Here is an 18,468-nt window from a genome sequence, read left to right as displayed (position 1 = left end):
AAAAACCACGATAGCCCATAATTTCAACGGCTAGTATAGCAGCAGGGCGGGAAGGGCTGCCAGAGGGGAGTGATGAGGGGGTGTGCGCAACCGTGTAGATAGCCTCGTGACCGGCCTGTACCGGAAAGAAGATTTCAAACCCAGCACGGTATCTGAAGGTGGACGGTAAATAACATAAAATATAAATCACTTCACGCAGAATTCTGATTTATCTTCACTCCGTAATAATAAATTTGAAGGTTCAGTCATCGACCCAGATAATTTACTCCCAACGCGTGCTGCGCTTGAGGAAAACGCATACACCCTGCATGGAGTGATTATGAATGGAATAACGGTTACGTTTGACTGTAAGAATAAATTCCGGGCGCCGACCTGGGGATTAGTGGATTTATTTAAATGGAAAGTGTTATCGAAGCAACTCGGCGGCGGCATTGATTATATTCAGGAATTCAAAAATGCCTGGGTGAGGTTTAATAAGCAAAACATCAGGGCAGCGGCGCAGAAGCAGCGTTTACCCGCTGAGTTAATTGCTGGCGTTTGTTGGATCGAGGTGGCAGGCGACCCAAATTTTATCGATCGCGTCGCTTTTATCGCCAGACTGATTGACTGGAGTGGGCCTTCCATCGTCGATAAAACGCTCACGCAAACGAGCCCACCAGAAAAAACCTCCTTCGGCTCGGTCAGTATGCAGTTGCGTACCGCTGCCCATACGCTTGGGCTTAACCCAGCTGATTTGAGTCTCCTGCAGCTAACCCAACTGGCATCATGTCTGGAGTATGACGCTTTCAACATTGATATCGTTGCCAGACACCTTCGCCAGTTAGCAAATCAAGACGGATTTACTGGTGAAATAAACAGAGACCAGGTACGCATAATTGGTGCGCGTTACAACCGCGGCAGTGCGCTGACGCTTGATGCAATCAGAAAAAACACCAGCTACGGCGATTTTATTGTCAGCAACTGGAACCATTATTCACAGCTGCTATGGTGATGTAAAAATGAATAAGTACTGGCGAACGGGTATATATCTTACCTATCTGGCAGGGATTGTGTTGCTTATGCTTTTTTCTGGCTCGAAATATGAGTGGATGTCAGAGGTTGACCCTGGCGTATCACCTTCTCTTATTGCGCAAGATAGCGATAACCGCATGTTATTTCGTATCCTGATCCTGATAGTCATTACCGGGGCACAGTTAATTATTATGCTGAAATCGCTATTGCTCCCCGAACGTACCCTGTCATTAATACTGGTTGTGTTAGCGTTAATTCTGGCTTTTTGAATTACCTCACCTCAGTCAGGCTGAAAAATCAAAAGCGCCGCAGTGCGGCGCTTTCACAGTGGAATCAGCCAGCGTTAAGCTGCGGCGGCAGGCAGACACCAATCCCGCCGATACCGCAGTAGCCATACGGGTTTTTGTGCAGATACTGCTGGTGGTCGTCTTCCGCGTAATAGAACGGCGTTGCCTCGGCGATTTCCGTGGTGATGCGGCGATCGTCACCGGCCGCGTCCATCGCCGCCTGGAAACGCGCGAGGCTGGCGCGGGCAGCGGCATCCTGTTCTGCGTTCAGCGGATAAATCGCCGAGCGGTACTGGGTACCGTGGTCGTTACCCTGACGCATGCCCTGGGCCGGATCGTGGTTTTCCCAGAACACCTGCAGCAGCTGCTCATAAGAGACTACGGACGGGTCATACACCACGCGCACCGCTTCAGCATGACCGGTCTGGCCGGAGCACACTTCACGATAGGTCGGATTCGGCGTATAGCCACCGGTGTAGCCCGCCGCGGTGCTGTAAACTCCCGGCAGCGCCCAGAACAGGCGCTCCACGCCCCAGAAGCAGCCCATCGCGAACAGCGCGACGTCCATCCCTTCCGGCACGTTAGTCATCGAGTGGCCATTAACCGCATGCAGGGTGGCAACCGGCATCGGCGTGCTGCGGCCGGGCAGCGCTTCGTCGCTGGATACGAGGTGTTTCTTATCAAATAACGTCACAATAGTGGTCTCCCGCGAATGAATGAAGTGTTAACAACCTTTACTAAGGTTGTCACAGGGTGCCTGTTTGCGGACAATACGCTTTCGCTTTAAGCGAAACGTACTGAAGGCGATTACTGCGGCAGCCAAACGGCGGCGCGGGTCATCAGGGTATGGTCTGCGCGTGTTCGCTCACGTAAAGCGAGACGCAGCGTGACTTTTGCCGCACACCGCCTAAATTAAAACATAAGAAATATTTGGGTGATCGTCTGTTTTTCAACTCCGGTTGTTGGAGTTTTGTTACGCCGCGGAGCGGTACCACGTTTCCTTCAGGGGTGGAAACAAGGATATTCAGGAGAGAACGTGCCACGATTCCGTCTTATGTGTATTGCCAGCCTGCTGCTGGCATCGGGTGCCGCGAGCGCGGCGTCGGTGCGGTTGCAGGTTGAAGGGTTATCCGGCGCGCTGGAAAAAAACGTCCGCGCTCAGCTCTCGACTATCCAGAGCGACGAGGTCACGCCAGACCGTCGTTTTCAGGCGCGCGTTGATGATGCGATAAGAGAAGGGCTGAAAGCCCTCGGCTACTACGAACCGACGATTGATTTCGAACTGCGTCCGCCGCCGGCTAACGGCGGTCGGCAGGTACTGCTGGCAAAAGTCACTGCCGGCGAGCCGGTGCGTATCGGCGGCACGGATGTGATCCTGCGCGGCGGTGCGCGTGATGATAAAGATTTTATCGGCCTGCTGAAAAAACGCCCGGCGGTGGGCACGGTACTGAATCACAACGACTACGACAGCTTCAAAAAAGGACTCACCAGCGTCGCACTGCGCAAGGGCTACTTCGACAGCGCTTATAAGAAAAGCCAGCTCGGGGTGGCGGTGGAGCGTCGTCAGGCGTTCTGGGATATCGACTACGACAGCGGCCAGCGCTACCGTTTTGGGCCGGTAACCTTCCGGAACTCGCAGATCCGCGATGAATACCTGCAAAACCTGGTGCCGTTCGATGAGGGCGACTACTACACCTCCAGCGATCTCGCCGAGCTGAACCGTCGGCTCTCCGCAACCGGCTGGTTTAATTCGGTGGTGGTAGCCCCGGAGTTCGAAAAATCCCGCAAAACCAAAATCCTGCCGCTGCAGGGCGTGGTTTCGCCACGCACCCAGAACACCATTGAAACCGGGGTGGGGTACTCCACCGATGTCGGGCCACGCCTGAAAGCGACCTGGCGCAAGCCCTGGATTAACTCATACGGCCACAGCTTCACTACCAGCGCCAGCATCTCCGCGCCGGAGCAGCAGCTTGATTTCAGCTACAAAATTCCGCTGCTGAAAAATCCGCTGGAGCAGTATTACCTGGTGCAGGGCGGCCTGAAACGCACCGATTTAAACGATACCGAAGCTGACTCCACCACCCTGGCGGTGTCGCGCTACTGGGATCTCTCCAGCGGCTGGCAGCGGGCCATCAACCTGCGCTGGAGCCTCGATCACTTTACCCAGGCCGATGTCACCCACACCACCATGCTGTTCTATCCGGGCGTGATGATAAGCCGCACCCGCTCGCGCGGCGGCCTGATGCCTACCTGGGGCGATTCACAGCGTTATTCGGTGGATTACTCCAATACCGCATGGGGATCCGATGTGGACTTCGTAGTGTGGCAGGCGCAGAACGTCTGGATCCGCACCCTGCAGGATCGCCACCGCTTCGTGGTGCGCGGCAACCTGGGCTGGATCGAAACCGGTGATTTCGACCGTGTCCCGCCCGATCTGCGCTTCTTCGCCGGGGGCGATCGCAGCATTCGCGGCTACAAATATAAATCCATCTCGCCGGAAGACAGCGAAGGTAAGCTGACCGGGGCGTCAAAGCTTGCCACCGGATCGCTGGAGTATCAGTACAACGTCACCGGCAAGTGGTGGGGCGCCGCGTTTATCGATTCGGGTGAAGCGGTGATGGACATTCGCCGTAGCAACTTCAAAACCGGGGCCGGTGTCGGCGTGCGCTGGCAGTCGCCGGTAGGCCCGATCAAGCTTGATTTCGCCGTCCCCATCGGTGATGAAGAGAAGAAAAACGATCTGCAGTTCTACATCGGTCTGGGGCCTGAATTATGAGTTTATGGAAGAAAATCAGCCTCGGCATCCTGGTGTTTATCCTGCTGCTGCTGGGCACCGTGGCCTTTCTGGTGGGCACCACCACCGGGCTTCACCTGCTGTTTAATGCCGCGAACCGCTGGGTGCCGGGGCTGGAAATCGGCTCTGTTACCGGCGGATGGCGCGACCTGACGCTGCAAAATATTCGCTATGACCAGCCGGGGGTAAGCGTCAACGCCGGGCGGATACACCTCGGCGTGAAGCTGGCCTGCCTGCGCGACAGCAGCCTGTGCGTCAACGATCTGTCGCTGAGCGACATCAACGTGGTGGTGGACACCAAAAAGATGCCGCCTGCCGCCCAGGTGGAAGAGGAGGAGAGCGGCCCGCTTGATCTCTCGACGCCGTATCCCATTACCCTGAGCCGGGTAGCACTCAACAACATCAACATCAAAATCGACGACACCCTGGTGTCGGTGATGGATTTCACCTCCGGCCTGAACTGGCAGGAGAAAAACCTGACGCTGCGCCCGACTACCCTGCAGGGCTTGCTGATCGCGCTGCCGGAAGTCGCGGAAGTGGCGCAGGAAGAGGTGGTGGATCCGAAAATCAATCAGCCGAAGCCGGACGAGAAACCGCTTGGCGAGACGCTGAAAGACCTGTTTGCAAAACCGGTGCTGCCGGAGATGACCGATGTCCATCTCCCGCTCAACCTGAATATTGAGTCGTTTCGCGGCGAGCAGCTGCGCGTCACCGGTCCGACCGAGCTGACGGTGCGCAACCTGCTGCTGAAGGTGAGCAGCATTGATGGCAAAACCTCCCTCGACACACTGGATATCGATGCCAACCAGGGCACGCTCAATGCCACCGGCACCGCCGAACTGCGTAACAGCTGGCCGGTGGATCTCACCCTCAACAGCACGTTCAACGTCGAGCCGCTGAAGGGCGAGAAGGTGAAGCTGAACATCGGCGGAGCGCTGCGCGAGCAGCTTGAGGTGGGGGTCAATCTTTCCGGCCCGGTGGATATGGTGCTGCGCGCCCAGACGCGGCTGGCGGAAGCCGGACTGCCGCTCAATCTGGATATCACCAGCGAGCAGCTCTACTGGCCGTTTAGCGGCGAACGGCAGTACCAGGCCGACGATCTGAAGCTGAAGCTCAGCGGCAAAATGACCGACTACGCGCTGTCGTTCAAAACCGCCGTGCGCGGCGCGCAGATCCCGCCGGCCACTATCACGCTCGATGCCAAAGGTAACGAGCAGCAGATTAATCTCGACAGCCTGCGCGTGGCGGCGCTGGAAGGCACCACCGAGCTGAAAGCCCTGCTCGACTGGCAGCAGGCGATCAGCTGGCGTGGCGACCTGACGCTCAAAGGCATCGACACCGCGAAGGCCTTCCCGGAGTGGCCGGCAAAACTGAACGGCCTGATGAAGATGCGCGGCAGCCTCTACGGCGGCACCTGGCAGCTTGATGTGCCGGAGCTGAAGCTGGACGGCAACGTGAAGCAGAACCGCGTGAAGGTCGCCGGTCAGCTTAAGGGCAACAGCTATTTGCAGTGGACCATTCCGGATCTGCACCTGGAGCTTGGCCCTAACAGTGCCGATGTAAAAGGCGAACTGGGAGTAAAAGAGCTGGCGCTGGACGCGAAGATTGATGCCCCCAATCTGAATAACGCGCTGCCGGGTCTGGGCGGTACGGCGAAAGGGCTTATCAACATTCGCGGCACCGTGGATGCGCCGGAGCTGCAGGCGGACGTTACCGCCCGCGGGCTGCGCTGGCAGGAGCTGAGCGTGGCTCAGGTGCAGCTGAAAGGTGACGTGAAGTCTACCGACCAGCTGGGCGGCAAGCTGAATCTGCGCGTGGAGCGCGTGGTGCAGCCGGGCGTGAATATCGGTCTGGTGACGCTGGATGCCAGCGGCAGCGAGAAGCAGCATAAGCTGGCGCTGCGCGTGCAGGGCGAGCCGGTGGCGGGCCAATTGAATCTTGAAGGCAGCTTCGATCGCGCTGAACAGCGCTGGCGCGGCAACCTGAACAATACCCGTTTCGACACGCCGGTAGGCCCGTGGTCGATCAGCCGCGCTATCGCGCTCGATTACCGCGGTAAAGAGCAGAAGGTCAGCATCGGGCCGCACTGCTGGAATAACCCGAATGCCCAGCTGTGCGTACCGCAGACCATCGACGCGGGTGCCGCGGGGCGTGCTCAGGTCAATCTTAACCGCTTCGATCTGGCGATGCTGAAACCCTTTATGCCGGAAACCACCCAGGCCAGCGGCGTCTTTACCGGTAATGCGGATGTCAGCTGGGATAACACCCAGGAAGGGCTGCCGCAGGGGCAGGTTCGCCTGGCCGGGCGCGGCGTGAAGGTGACCCAGACGGTGAACGATGCGGCGCTGCCGGTAGCCTTTGATACGCTCAACCTCAACGCCGAGCTGCGTAACAACCGCGCTCGTCTGGACTGGCTCATCCGCCTGGCGAACAACGGCCAGTTTGACGGCCAGGTCGAGGTTACCGACCCGCAGAACCGCCGCAATCTCGGGGGTAACATCAACATCCGTAACTTCTCGCTGGCGATGGTGAACCCGATCTTCTCCCGCGGCGAGAAGGTGACCGGTACCCTGGGAGCCAGCCTGCGCCTCGGCGGCAACGTTGAGCAGCCGCAGCTGTTCGGGCAGATGCAGCTCAATGGCGCAGAGGTTGACGGAAACTTTATGCCGTTCGATATGCAGCCGAGCCAGCTGGCGCTGAACTTTAACGGCATGAGTTCCACGCTGCAGGGCGTGGTGCGCACCCGCCAGGGTGAAATCGCCCTGAGCGGCGATGCCAACTGGAGCCAGATCGATAACTGGCGGGCGCGTATTGCCGCCAAAGGCAGCCGGGTACGCATTACCGTGCCGCCGATGGTACGGCTCGACGTCTCGCCGGATGTGGTGTTTGAAGCCACGCCGAACCTGTTTACACTGGATGGCCGCGTTGATGTGCCCTGGGCGCGTATCGTAGTGCATGAATTGCCTGAGAGCGCGGTCGGTGTCTCCAGCGATGAGGTGCTGCTCGATAACAACCTTAAGCCGGAAGAGACGCAGAGCGCGGGAATTCCGATTAACAGCAACCTGATCGTCCACGTCGGCAATAACGTGCGGCTCGACGCCTTCGGGCTGAAAGCGCGCCTTACCGGCGATCTGAAAGTGGCGCAGGACAGCCAGGGGCTGGGGCTTAACGGCCAGATCAACATCCCGGAAGGGCGCTTCCATGCCTACGGCCAGGATTTGATTGTGCGCAAGGGCGAGCTGCTGTTCTCCGGCCCGCCGGACCAGCCGTTGCTGAATATCGAAGCGATTCGTAACCCGGACGCCACGGAAAATGACGTTATTGCCGGCGTCAGGGTGACCGGGTCGGCGGATGAGCCGAAGGCAGAAGTGTTCTCCGATCCGGCGATGTCGCAGCAGGAAGCCTTGTCCTACCTGCTTCGCGGCCAGGGTCTGGAGAGTACGCAGAGCGACAGCGAAGCCATGACCTCCATGCTTATTGGCTTGGGGGTTGCACAAAGTGGGCAGGTTGTGGGTAAAATCGGCGAGACGTTTGGCGTAAGCAATCTGGCGCTGGACACCGAAGGGGTGGGCGATTCCTCCCAGGTGGTGGTCAGCGGCTATGTGCTGCCGGGTCTGCAGGTGAAATATGGGGTGGGCATTTTTGACTCTCTGGCGACGCTTACCCTACGCTATCGCCTGATGCCTAAGCTATATCTGGAAGCCGTGTCTGGGGTCGATCAGGCACTCGATTTGCTCTATCAGTTCGAGTTTTAGCAATGCGAATATTTGTCTACGGCAGTTTACGACGCAAACAAGGCAACAGCCACTGGATGACCAACGCCCAGTGGCTGGGGGACTTCGACGTCGATAACTATCAGCTTTTTAGCCTGGGCCACTATCCGGGCGCGGTACCTGGCGAAGGTAGCGTAAAAGGCGAAGTGTATCGAATCGATGCCAGCACCCTCGCTGAGCTTGATGCCCTGCGCACCGCACGCGGTGAATATAAGCGTCAGCTGATTCAGACGCCGTATGGAAGTGCATGGATGTACGTGTACCAACATTCGGTCGCTGGACGCACAAGAATAGAAAGCGGGAACTGGTTAGACAGAACCCCGTAATAAAACGCACAACGCCACCTTCGGGTGGCGTTGTTTTTTTGGGGCTGCTGAGCGCTGTGGTTATGCGCTTTTTAACGCGTAACGCATCAGGCGTGGTCGACCGCACCGCGCAGTTTAAACACGCTAACCGACGCCAGCAGACGCTCCGCCTGGCTGTGCATCGACTGCGCTGCGCTGGACGACTCCTGAGACAGCGTGGCGTTTTGCTGGGTAGCGGCATCCATGTGCGTCACGGCCACATTCACCTGGTCGATACCCGTGCTCTGTTCATGGCTCGCCATTGAGATGGTGTCGATAAGTTCGCTCACCTGCTTCACGCGCTGCAGGATCTCGTCCATCGCATCTCCCGCCTCTTTCACCAGCTGATTACCATCGGCGATACGTGATACCGAGCGGTCAATCAGCACGCGAATATCCTGCGCGGCCGAGGCCGAGCGCTGCGCCAGGGCACGAACTTCGGCGGCGACCACGGCGAAACCGCGCCCTTCGGTGCCAGCGCGCGCGGCTTCCACCGCAGCGTTAAGCGCCAGAATGTTGGTCTGGAAGGCGATGCTGTCGATCACGCTGATGATGCTGTTGATTTCGGTGGAGAACTGATGGATCTCGCTCATGGTGTGGACGACTTTCTCTACCGCATCGCCGCCCTGGCCCGCGACGTCGCAAGCATTGCGCGCCAGCGTGCTGGCGTGGCGCGAGTTATCAGCATTGTTCTTCACTACCGAGGTCAGCTCTTCCATCGAGGCCGCCGTCTGCTCCAGCGCGCTGGCCTGCGCCTCATTGCGTGATGACAGTTCGCGGCTGCCCTGCGCGATTTGTGCCGACGCCGTGGCGATGGTTTCGGTGCCTTCGCGCACGCCGTAGACGATGTCGGTCAGGTTATGGTTCATCTCGCGCAGCGCGCGCATCAGCTCGGCGGTTTCGTCACGCCCAACCACCGGAATATCGGCCTGCAGATCGCCGGCGGCAACGGTACGGGCGATGTTTACCGCCTGGGCCAGCGGACGGGTAATGCTGCGGATCAGCCACAGGGTGATCAGCGCCCCGACAACCAGCGTCAGCCCCATCGCGATAAGCAGCATCAGCCGCGTTTTCTCAAACTGCGCCAGGTTGCGGGCGTCAATCTGCTGGTGCAGCTGCGCGGCATGGGCGAGGGTGGCCGCTACCAGATCGTCGATCATCTTCGTCGGCTGGCGGTCGATACCGGTCACCAGTTTATCCACGTGCTGCGGGCTGTTGATATCACCTGGCACGTATTGCTTCAGCGCCGCACTGTATTCCCGCTCCAGCTGAGCATGCAGCGTGCGGGTCTGCTGCGCGGTATCGGTGTCCATACCGAGCTGCGGCAGCAGCGTGATCAGCTGCGCAAGCAGCGCCTGGGTTTTCTCGCTCTGCGCCACAAAGGCGGTGTGATACTTCGTGAACGCGTCCTCCCCCTGGGTGCCGCGCAGCAGCGTGTTCTTCCACTCCTGAACCTGGATTTTGAACTGCACCTGCGCATTTCTGGCGGTATCGATACTCTGCGCGATCAGCATCTGGGTACGCATGGTGTCATTGCTCTGCGCCAGGCTGTCGGCGTTAATGGTGATGCCGCGCAGGCCAATGAACAGCGTAGCGAGCAGCAGCAGGGTAGCCAGCAAGCCGAGGCGCTGTCCGATGGTGAGATGATTGAGTTTCATAGATGATTTCCGAGGTGAACATCAAACCCGACTTAACCGGGGCTTAAGCCGATGTTATCGGAAATTAAGTATAAGACTTTATAAAAACGGCGGGAAATTTACGTTTAAATACAGGATCTGGCGGTGATATGTCGTGATATCAGGGTTTTATTGCAGTTATATGACAATAATATGACAGCACAAACAAAAACACCGCCCGAAGGCGGTGCTTTTTGCGTTAGCGTAAGAATTACTTCTTCGCAGCACGCTCGAAGGAGGCAACGATCTCTGCTTTCGCAGCAGCGGCGTCGGCCCAGCCTTCAACTTTAACCCATTTGCCTTTTTCGAGATCTTTGTAGTGCTCGAAGAAGTGGCCGATCTGCGCTTTCAGCAGTTCCGGCAGGTCGTTCACGTCTTTGATGTGATCGTATTCTTTGCTCAGCTTGGTGTGCGGAACGGCAACCAGCTTGGCGTCTTCGCCCGCTTCGTCAGTCATTTTCAGCACGCCAACCGGACGGCAGCGGATAACAGAACCCGGCTGCAGCGGGTACGGGGTCGGGACCAGGACGTCAACCGGGTCGCCATCCAGAGACAGGGTGTTGTTGATGTAACCGTAGTTGCACGGATAGAACATCGCGGTGGACATGAAACGGTCAACAAACAGCGCACCGGTGTCTTTGTCGATTTCGTATTTGATTGGATCTGCGTTGGCAGGGATTTCGATAACAACGTAGATATCTTCTGGCAGATCTTTACCCGCCGGAACGTTGAGAAGGCTCATGTCTGTTTCCTTAAAATGTATGGCAAACAAGTGCCGGGTATTATAGCTAACTGCGGCTAATTGTCTCAGGTTGTTTTTACCCCCGTGCGGCTCGCTGCCTGTTTTTCAGAACGTTATTCGGAGTGATTTGTCCATAATCACAGCCGCATCATTTATAAATTCTTGTAACCGCTTACAAAGCGCGTTTTTTTGTGCATATCGCTATAACTTTTTCCTCATCAGTGAGATAGCGGGCCAGGCGCGCCACTGCGCTTGTTCGCCGTCATGCCGCGCTATACCTGACTTTAACATTTTCGTTACTTTTTCGATTTGTGATGTAACGCATTCAGTTACATAGCACGTTGTCTATAGTCATCCCGCAGGTGAAGTCGTCACTCACACTACCCTACGAGGATAAAAATATGTGGAAGCGCTTACTTCTTGTCACAGCAGTGTCGGCGGCGATGTCGTCTTTCGCGATGGCCGCTCCGTTAACCGTGGGATTCTCTCAGGTTGGCTCCGAATCGGGCTGGCGCGCAGCGGAAACTAACGTTGCCAAAAGCGAAGCTGAAAAGCGCGGCATCACGCTGAAAATCGCCGATGGGCAGCAGAAACAGGAAAATCAGATCAAAGCGGTGCGTTCGTTCATCGCTCAGGGCGTGGATGCCATCTTCATCGCACCGGTGGTGGCGACTGGCTGGCAACCGGTGCTTGAAGAAGCGAAAGACGCTGAAATCCCGGTTTTCCTGCTCGACCGCACCATTGATGTGAAAGATAAATCGCTCTACATGACCACCGTAACCGCAGACAACGTGCTGGAAGGGAAGCTTATCGGTGAGTGGCTGATCAAAACCGTAAACGGCAAGCCGTGTAACGTGGTGGAGCTGCAGGGTACGGTGGGTGCCAGCGTGGCCATCGACCGCAAGAAAGGCTTCGCGGAAGCCATCAGCAACGCCTCCAACATCAAAATCATCCGCTCTCAGTCCGGCGACTTTACCCGCTCTAAAGGCAAAGAGGTGATGGAAAGCTTTATCAAGGCTGAGAACAACGGCAAAAACATCTGCATGGTCTATGCCCATAACGACGACATGGCGATTGGCGCAATTCAGGCCATCAAAGAGGCCGGCCTGAAACCGGGCAAAGATATTCTCACCGGATCCATCGACGGCGTGCCGGACATCTTCAAAGCCATGATTGACGGCGAAGCCAACGCCAGCGTGGAGCTGACGCCAAACATGGCCGGGCCGGCGTTCGATGCGCTGGAAAAATTCAAAAAAGACGGCACCGAGCCTGAAAAAATGACCATGACCAAATCGACGCTCTACTTGCCGGATACGGCAAAAGAAGAGTTAGAGAAGAAGAAAAACATGGGGTACTGATCCCGCGTGGCGGCGGGTGCGCTGCGCTTATCCATCCCGACATTCAGGCTACATGGGTGGATAAGCGTTAGCGCATCCACGCTGTTGGCAGCATGCAGGCAGTGAGGAGGTGGCCATGCCCCATGACAAATATCAGGAAATTTTGCGCACCGAAGGATTAAGTAAAACCTTTCCCGGCGTGAAGGCGCTCGATCGGGTGGACTTCAGCCTGCGGCGCGGCGAAATCATGGCGCTGCTGGGGGAAAACGGTGCCGGAAAATCGACGCTGATTAAATCCCTGACCGGCGTTTATCAGCCGGATGGCGGGACCGTCTGGCTGGAAGGCCAGCCCATTGCACCTAAAAATACCGCCCATGCCCAGCAACTGGGTATCGGCACCGTCTATCAGGAAGTGAACCTGCTGCCGAATATGTCGGTGGCGGATAACCTGTTTATTGGCCGGGAGCCACGGCGCTTCGGCTTTCTGCAACGTAAAGAGATGGAAAAACGCGCCACGGCGCTGATGGCGTCCTATGGCTTTGCCCTTGATGTGCGCGAGCCGCTGAACCGTTTTTCCGTGGCGATGCAGCAGATCGTCGCCATCTGCCGCGCCATCGATCTCTCAGCGAAGGTGCTGATCCTCGACGAACCCACCGCCAGCCTCGATGCCAAAGAGGTTGAGATGCTGTTTACCCTGATGCGTCAGCTGCGGGATCAGGGCGTCAGTCTGATCTTCGTCACCCACTTCCTCGATCAGGTGTATGAGGTCACTGACCGCATTACCATCCTGCGCAACGGGCAGTTTGTCGGCACGCGCGACACCGCCGATCTGCCGCAGATCGAGCTGGTCAAAATGATGCTGGGCCGCGAGCTGGAAACCAACGCGCTGCAGCGCGCCGGGCGCACCTTGCTGAGTGAGAAACCGGTGGCGGCATTTAAGGATTTCGGCAAGAAAGGCGTGATTACCCCGTTCGATCTTGAGGTTCGCCCCGGTGAGATCGTCGGCCTCGCCGGCCTGCTGGGTTCCGGCCGCACCGAAACCGCCGAAGTGATCTTCGGTATCCGGCCTGCCGACAGCGGCAGCGCATTGATCAAGGGTAGCCCGCGCACGCTGCGATCGCCGGCCATCGCCTCCCGGGTCGGGATCGGCTTTTGTCCGGAAGATCGCAAAACCGATGGCATCATCGCTGCCGCATCGGTACGCGAGAACATCATCCTGGCGCTGCAGGCCCAGCGTGGCTGGCTGCGGCCCATCCCGCGCCGGGAGCAGAATCAGATCGCCGAGCGTTTTATCCGCCAGTTAGGCATTCGCACCCCGAGCGCCGAACAGCCGGTGGAGTTTCTCTCCGGCGGCAATCAGCAGAAGGTGCTGCTGTCGCGCTGGCTGCTGACGCGCCCGCAGTTCCTGATCCTTGATGAACCCACGCGCGGCATCGATGTGGGCGCTCACGCCGAAATTATTCGCCTGATTGAAACCCTGTGCGCTGATGGTCTGGCGCTGCTGGTCATCTCGTCTGAACTGGAGGAGCTGGTGGGTTACGCCGACCGGGTCATTATTCTGCGCGACCGCAAGCACGTGGCGGAGATCCCGCTCAGCGAGCTGTCGGTCCCGGCCATCATGAATGCCATTGCGGCGTAAGGAGAGAGACGTGATGCCCCGTTCCCTGCCTCAAACCGGGCGAGCTGAACGCCGCTTCCGCTGGCCGCCGGGTGTCCCACAGCTGGCAGCGCTGGCGCTGATCCTGCTGGTGGACAGCCTCGTCGCCCCGCATTTTTTCCAGATCCTGTTGCAGGATGGCCGCCTGTTCGGCAGCCCGATCGATATTCTTAACCGTGCCGCACCGGTCGCGCTGCTCGCCATCGGCATGACGCTGGTGATCGCCACCGGCGGCATCGATCTCTCCGTCGGGGCGATCATCGCCATTGCTGGCGCCACAGCGGCAACGCTCACTGTTGAAGGCCATAGCCTGGCGGTAGTGATCCTCGCCGCGCTTGGTGCCGGCGTGCTGTGCGGATTGTGGAACGGCGTGCTGGTCGCCATTCTCAAAATCCAGCCGTTTGTCGCCACGCTGATCCTGATGGTTGCCGGGCGTGGCGTGGCGCAGCTCATCACCTCCGGTCAGATCGTGACCTTCAACTCGCCGTCGCTCTCCTGGCTCGGCAGCGGCTCGCTGCTGCTGTTCCCGACGCCGGTCACCATCGCCCTGGTCACGCTCATCCTGTTCTGGGTGCTGACCCGCAAAACCGCGCTCGGCATGTTTATCGAAGCGGTGGGCATCAACATCCGCGCCGCGAAAAACGCCGGGGTAAACACCCGCATCGTAGTGATGCTGAGCTACGTGCTGAGCGGTCTGTGCGCCGCCATCGCCGGGATTATCGTCGCCGCCGATATTCGCGGGGCGGATGCCAACAACGCCGGGTTGTGGCTGGAGCTGGACGCCATCCTCGCGGTGGTGATTGGCGGCGCGTCGCTGATGGGTGGGCGCTTTAACCTGGCGCTGTCGGTTGTCGGGGCGCTGATTATTCAGGGCATGAATACCGGGATTCTGCTGTCCGGCTTCCCGCCGGAGCTGAACCAGGTAGTGAAAGCGGTGGTGGTGCTCTGCGTGCTGATTGTCCAGTCGCCGCGCTTTATTACGCTGATTAAGGGAGCACGACGCCATGATAAAACGTAACCTGCCGCTGATGATTACCCTCGCGGTGTTCGTGCTGGGGTATCTCTACTGCCTGACGCAGTTCCCCGGTTTCGCCTCGACGAGAGTGATCTGCAATATCCTGACTGATAACGCCTTTCTCGGCATTATTGCCGTCGGTATGACCTTTGTGATCCTCTCCGGCGGTATCGATCTCTCGGTCGGGTCGGTGATCGCCTTTACCGGGGTATTCCTTGCTAAAGCCATCGGCTACTGGGGTCTGTCGCCGCTGGTGGCGTTCCCGCTGGTGCTGGCGATGGGCTGCGCCTTCGGTGCCTTTATGGGGCTGCTGATCGATGCGCTGAAAATTCCGGCGTTTATCATCACCCTCGCCGGCATGTTCTTTCTGCGCGGCGTCAGTTATCTGGTGTCGGAGGAGTCGATCCCCATCGATCACCCCATCTACGATACTCTTTCCAGCCTGGCGTGGAAGATCCCCGGCGGCGGACGCCTGAGTGCGATGGGGCTGCTGATGCTGGGCGTGGTGGTACTCGGTATCTTCCTCGCCCATCGCACCCGCTTTGGCAATCAGGTGTACGCCATCGGTGGTAACGCCACCTCGGCGAACCTGATGGGGATTTCCACCCGCAGCACCACGATCCGCATCTATATGCTCTCCACCGGGCTGGCGACGCTGGCCGGCATTGTCTTCTCCATCTATACCCAGGCAGGTTACGCGCTGGCTGGCGTCGGGGTGGAGCTGGACGCCATCGCTTCGGTGGTCATCGGCGGTACGCTGCTTTCCGGCGGGGTGGGAACGGTACTGGGCACGCTGTTTGGCGTGGCAATTCAGGGGCTGATCCAGACCTATATCAACTTTGACGGCACGCTCAGTTCGTGGTGGACCAAAATCGCCATTGGCCTGCTGCTGTTCATTTTTATTGCGTTGCAACGGGGTCTGACAGTGCTGTGGGAAAACCGCCAGAATGCCGCCGTAACGCGGGTTAACGTCGCCCCGCGCCTTCCATAAGTTTTTGTTATGGAAAGAAATACCTAATATTTCCCCGGTTATTGCCGATAACGATTTTCTGACCATTTCACACGCTATCGCGATGACCGGGAAACGTCACATGCTGAAAAATCTGTCTGTTCGTACTGGTTTGTTGTCCCTGCTGGCAGTTATGACGCTGCTGCTGTTAGTAGTTAGTGGTATCGGTATTTACTCCCTCACACAAAGCTCCAACGCGCTGCAACGTATCAATCATCTCCAGGGTGAGCAGATGGTGCAGCTCAGCGATGGCTATACCCTGATGCTGCGCGCCCGCAACGAAGCCGGGCAGGCGGTACGCCAGATGGAAGTCGGCATGCTCGACGATGCGGCGGCCGCCACTAAAGCCATCGAAAATGAAGTGGTTAAGGCCAGGGCGCAGCTGAAAGCCGTTATCGCCACCCCGGTCGATGATGAAGAGGGGCAGCGGCTGGTCGCCAGCCTGGCGAAAGCGTTCAGCGCTTATGACAGCAACGGCATCACGCCGATGCTGGCGGCGCTGCACGCCCAGAGTCCGGATCAATATTATGACCTGCTGGAAAACGGCCTGATCCCGGTGGCCCGGGATTTCAACAACGCCATGCAGGCTTTCAAGGCCTGGGGCGACGCGCGGGGTAAAGCGGAAGTAGCTGCGGTTGCCACCCAGAAAAACGTGGTGCTGACGCTGATGATCATCGCTGCGGCGTTGACTGCGGGCATCATCGTGCTGGTGTGGCTGGCGCTGCGCCACCTGTTGTTGAAGCCGCTTGAACAGTCGATAGCGCAGCTGGAATACGTCGCGGCGGGGGATCTTAGCCGCGAGCTGCCACCCGCCAGCGATAACGAACTGGGTCGGCTGGCGCACGCCATCGAAACCATGCGCCAGGCGCTGCGCGAGTCGGTGCAGCGCGTGCGCGATGCCAGCTCACAGATTGATACCGGCAGTCGCGAGCTGACCGCCGGTAACCTGAACCTCTCTCAGCGTACCGAGTCCACCGCCACCTCGCTGGAGCAAACTGCCGCCAGCATGGAGCAGATCACCGCTACCGTGAAGCAGAACGCAGAGAACGCCGAGCAGGCGCACAAGCTGGCGCAGGCGGTCTCTGACACCGCCGATCACGGCAGCGAAATGGTGTGCTACGTCATCGAGAAAATGCGCGACATCGCCACCAGCTCCGATCGTATCGCTGACATTCTCGGCGTAATTGACGGTATCGCTTTCCAGACCAACATTCTGGCGCTCAACGCCTCGGTGGAAGCGGCGCGTGCCGGCGAGCAGGGGCGTGGTTTCGCGGTCGTGGCGACCGAAGTGCGCAACCTCGCCAGCCGCAGCGGTGAAGCCGCGAAAGAGATCCGCACGCTGATCAGCGACTCCCGGACCCACGTCGGGGAAGGGCGCGAGCTGGCGCAGCAGGCCGGAGAGACGATGGATGATATCGCCGCCGAGATAATGCGCGTGACGCGTCTGATGAAAGAGATCGCCAGCGCCTCGCACGAACAGAGTCGCGGTATTGAACAGGTAAATATCGCCGTCAGCCAGATGGATGAATCAGCCCAGCAGAATGCCGCGCTGGTGGAGGAGTCGTCCGCGGCCACGCGCTCGCTGGAGGAGCAGTCTCAGCAGCTGACCGAAGCGATGGCTTCTTTCCGGTTGCAGCCTCAGGCGTAAATGCAAAAGGGCAGCCTCGGCTGCCCTTTGTTTTTTTCCGGCGAAGCTTACGCGTCCGGGTAGTCGTGTATCAGACGCTCGACGTCATTCACCATGTGCTCGTTGCCGACAAAGAACGGACGGCGCTGGTGCAGGCTTTCCGGCTGGATATCCAGAATACGCTCTTTGCCGTCGCTCGCCTTGCCGCCGGCCTGTTCAGCCAGGAACGCCATCGGGTTGCACTCGTACAGCAGACGCAGTTTCCCTTCCGGGTGGCTGGCGGTGCTCGGGTAGAGGTAGATGCCGCCTTTCAGCAGGTTGCGGTGGAAGTCAGCCACCAGTGAGCCGATGTAGCGCGTGGTGTACGGGCGCTGCGTGGCTTTATCCTCTTCCTGGCAGTATTTCAGGTATTTTTTCACACCCAGCGGGAAACGGATGTAGTTCCCTTCGTTGATGGAGTAGGTATTACCGCGTTCCGGGAAGCGCATGCGCTCCTGGCTCAGGCAGAACACGCCCAGTGACGGGTCGTAGGTAAAGGCATGGACGCCACAGCCGGTGGTATAGACCAGCATGGTGGACGATCCGTACACCACATAACCGGCGGCAACCTGCTTGTTGCCCGGCTGGAGGAAGTCCTCCATGGTGACCGGGGTTCCGACCGGCGTGACGCGGCGGTAGATGGAGAAAATCGTGCCTACCGATACGTTAACGTCGATGTTGGACGAGCCGTCCAGCGGGTCCATCAGTACCACGTATTTCGCGTGTTCACAGCCGTCGAACACCACGATTTCATCTTCTTCTTCAGAAGCGATACCGGCGACGATATCACGGGCGCGCAGCGCCGATTTCAGCTTCTCATTAGCGAACAGATCGAGTTTCTGCTGCACTTCGCCCTGGACGTTTTCAGCGCCGCTGGCACCAAGAATATCCACCAGACCGGCTTTGTTAATGTCGCGATGGATAATTTTCGCACCGAGCTTTATTGCCGACAGCAGCGCGGTCAGTTCCCCGGTGGCGTGCGAGAACTCATGCTGCTTCTCAACAATAAATTCACCTAACGTTTTCATAACACTTTCCCTGCTCTGAGATTGAGTAAAGCGATGCCGTGATAGTAACAAACTATCGAATAGTAGCGCACAGGTGAATCGCGCCAGCAAAATGCGGATTATCCTGAAATGCATTTATCCCCTGCAAAC

General features: G+C 58.3%; 14 protein-coding genes. 10 read left to right on the top strand and 4 right to left on the bottom strand.

Annotated features, from left to right (window positions below):
* Window positions 1–319 precede the first annotated feature (319 nt).
* Window positions 320–991 carry a hypothetical protein gene (locus KFZ77_RS17125; protein WP_264384885.1) on the top strand — a complete coding sequence of 224 codons (672 nt, stop codon included), beginning with the start codon at window positions 320–322 and terminating at the stop codon, window positions 989–991.
* A 7-nt stretch (window positions 992–998) separates the two neighbouring features.
* Window positions 999–1,280, top strand: coding sequence for a hypothetical protein (locus KFZ77_RS17120; RefSeq protein ID WP_264384884.1), 282 nt, complete (start codon window positions 999–1,001; stop codon window positions 1,278–1,280).
* A gap of 64 nt (window positions 1,281–1,344) precedes the next feature.
* On the opposite strand, the gene msrA is transcribed toward KFZ77_RS17120, so the two are convergent.
* Window positions 1,345–1,992 carry a peptide-methionine (S)-S-oxide reductase MsrA gene (gene msrA, locus KFZ77_RS17115; RefSeq protein WP_264384883.1) on the bottom strand — a complete coding sequence of 216 codons (648 nt, stop codon included), beginning with the start codon at window positions 1,990–1,992 and terminating at the stop codon, window positions 1,345–1,347.
* Between the two features lie 360 nt (window positions 1,993–2,352).
* On the opposite strand from msrA, the gene tamA reads away from it, so the two are divergent.
* Genes tamA through KFZ77_RS17100 form a run of 3 tightly spaced genes read left to right on the top strand, consistent with a single transcriptional unit; the run spans window position 2,353 to window position 8,191 of the window.
* Window positions 2,353–4,074, top strand: coding sequence for an autotransporter assembly complex protein TamA (gene tamA / locus KFZ77_RS17110; RefSeq protein ID WP_201770430.1), 1,722 nt, complete (start codon window positions 2,353–2,355; stop codon window positions 4,072–4,074).
* Window positions 4,071–7,847 carry an autotransporter assembly complex protein TamB gene (gene tamB, locus KFZ77_RS17105; protein ID WP_264384882.1) on the top strand — a complete coding sequence of 1,259 codons (3,777 nt, stop codon included), beginning with the start codon at window positions 4,071–4,073 and terminating at the stop codon, window positions 7,845–7,847. Before tamA ends, tamB begins: the two co-directional genes overlap by 4 nt.
* A 2-nt stretch (window positions 7,848–7,849) precedes the next feature.
* The gene (locus KFZ77_RS17100) at window positions 7,850–8,191 is read left to right on the top strand and encodes a gamma-glutamylcyclotransferase family protein (protein ID WP_035891124.1); all 342 of its coding nucleotides are present in this window, start codon (window positions 7,850–7,852) and stop codon (window positions 8,189–8,191) included.
* 86 nt (window positions 8,192–8,277) lie between these two features.
* On the opposite strand, the gene KFZ77_RS17095 is transcribed toward KFZ77_RS17100, so the two are convergent.
* Window positions 8,278–9,867, bottom strand: a complete 1,590-nt coding sequence (locus KFZ77_RS17095; RefSeq protein WP_264384881.1) for a methyl-accepting chemotaxis protein — start codon at window positions 9,865–9,867, stop codon at window positions 8,278–8,280.
* 229 nt (window positions 9,868–10,096) lie between these two features.
* The gene (ppa, locus tag KFZ77_RS17090) at window positions 10,097–10,627 is read right to left on the bottom strand and encodes an inorganic diphosphatase (protein WP_024550899.1); all 531 of its coding nucleotides are present in this window, start codon (window positions 10,625–10,627) and stop codon (window positions 10,097–10,099) included.
* Between the two features lie 401 nt (window positions 10,628–11,028).
* On the opposite strand from ppa, the gene ytfQ reads away from it, so the two are divergent.
* The 5 genes from ytfQ (at window position 11,029) to KFZ77_RS17065 (ending at window position 17,293) form a co-directional block, all read left to right on the top strand.
* Window positions 11,029–11,985 carry a galactofuranose ABC transporter, galactofuranose-binding protein YtfQ gene (ytfQ, locus tag KFZ77_RS17085; protein WP_031521634.1) on the top strand — a complete coding sequence of 319 codons (957 nt, stop codon included), beginning with the start codon at window positions 11,029–11,031 and terminating at the stop codon, window positions 11,983–11,985.
* A 115-nt stretch (window positions 11,986–12,100) separates the two neighbouring features.
* Entirely contained in the window at window positions 12,101–13,603 is a 1,503-nt protein-coding gene (gene ytfR, locus KFZ77_RS17080) for a galactofuranose ABC transporter, ATP-binding protein YtfR (RefSeq protein WP_264384880.1), read from the top strand.
* Window positions 13,604–13,613: 10 nt separating this feature from the next.
* A complete protein-coding gene (gene ytfT, locus KFZ77_RS17075; protein ID WP_152548378.1) occupies window positions 13,614–14,639 on the top strand; it encodes a galactofuranose ABC transporter, ATP-binding protein YtfT in 1,026 nt (341 codons plus the stop codon).
* The gene (gene yjfF, locus KFZ77_RS17070) at window positions 14,626–15,627 is read left to right on the top strand and encodes a galactofuranose ABC transporter, permease protein YjfF (protein ID WP_031521639.1); all 1,002 of its coding nucleotides are present in this window, start codon (window positions 14,626–14,628) and stop codon (window positions 15,625–15,627) included. Before ytfT ends, yjfF begins: the two co-directional genes overlap by 14 nt.
* Before the next feature lie 100 nt (window positions 15,628–15,727).
* Window positions 15,728–17,293: a methyl-accepting chemotaxis protein gene (locus KFZ77_RS17065; protein WP_031521641.1), complete on the top strand. Its 1,566-nt coding sequence runs from the start codon at window positions 15,728–15,730 to the stop codon at window positions 17,291–17,293.
* A gap of 47 nt (window positions 17,294–17,340) precedes the next feature.
* Here the strand turns inward: KFZ77_RS17065 and fbp are convergent, their stop codons facing one another.
* Window positions 17,341–18,339, bottom strand: a complete 999-nt coding sequence (gene fbp / locus KFZ77_RS17060) for a class 1 fructose-bisphosphatase (protein WP_031521642.1) — start codon at window positions 18,337–18,339, stop codon at window positions 17,341–17,343.
* Window positions 18,340–18,468 lie beyond the last annotated feature (129 nt).

The organism is Siccibacter colletis, assembly GCF_025914095.1.
In the GTDB taxonomy this organism is placed as follows: Bacteria; Pseudomonadota; Gammaproteobacteria; order Enterobacterales; family Enterobacteriaceae; genus Siccibacter; species Siccibacter colletis.
Note: the sequence above shows the minus strand (reverse complement) of the source record. Positions and strands in the feature narration are given on the sequence as shown.

Excerpts from the sequence above, each read along its gene's own strand:
- KFZ77_RS17125 (WP_264384885.1), top strand. The coding sequence starts at position 320 with ATGAATGGAATAACGGTTACGTTTGACTGTAAGAATAAATTCCGGGCG.
- KFZ77_RS17120 (WP_264384884.1), top strand. The coding sequence starts at position 999 with ATGAATAAGTACTGGCGAACGGGTATATATCTTACCTATCTGGCAGGG.
- tamA (WP_201770430.1), top strand. The coding sequence starts at position 2,353 with ATGTGTATTGCCAGCCTGCTGCTGGCATCGGGTGCCGCGAGCGCGGCG.
- tamB (WP_264384882.1), top strand. The coding sequence starts at position 4,071 with ATGAGTTTATGGAAGAAAATCAGCCTCGGCATCCTGGTGTTTATCCTG.
- KFZ77_RS17100 (WP_035891124.1), top strand. The coding sequence starts at position 7,850 with ATGCGAATATTTGTCTACGGCAGTTTACGACGCAAACAAGGCAACAGC.
- KFZ77_RS17095 (WP_264384881.1), bottom strand. The coding sequence starts at position 9,867 with ATGAAACTCAATCATCTCACCATCGGACAGCGCCTCGGCTTGCTGGCT.
- ppa (WP_024550899.1), bottom strand. The coding sequence starts at position 10,627 with ATGAGCCTTCTCAACGTTCCGGCGGGTAAAGATCTGCCAGAAGATATC.
- ytfQ (WP_031521634.1), top strand. The coding sequence starts at position 11,029 with ATGTGGAAGCGCTTACTTCTTGTCACAGCAGTGTCGGCGGCGATGTCG.
- ytfR (WP_264384880.1), top strand. The coding sequence starts at position 12,101 with ATGCCCCATGACAAATATCAGGAAATTTTGCGCACCGAAGGATTAAGT.
- yjfF (WP_031521639.1), top strand. The coding sequence starts at position 14,626 with ATGATAAAACGTAACCTGCCGCTGATGATTACCCTCGCGGTGTTCGTG.
- KFZ77_RS17065 (WP_031521641.1), top strand. The coding sequence starts at position 15,728 with ATGCTGAAAAATCTGTCTGTTCGTACTGGTTTGTTGTCCCTGCTGGCA.
- fbp (WP_031521642.1), bottom strand. The coding sequence starts at position 18,339 with ATGAAAACGTTAGGTGAATTTATTGTTGAGAAGCAGCATGAGTTCTCG.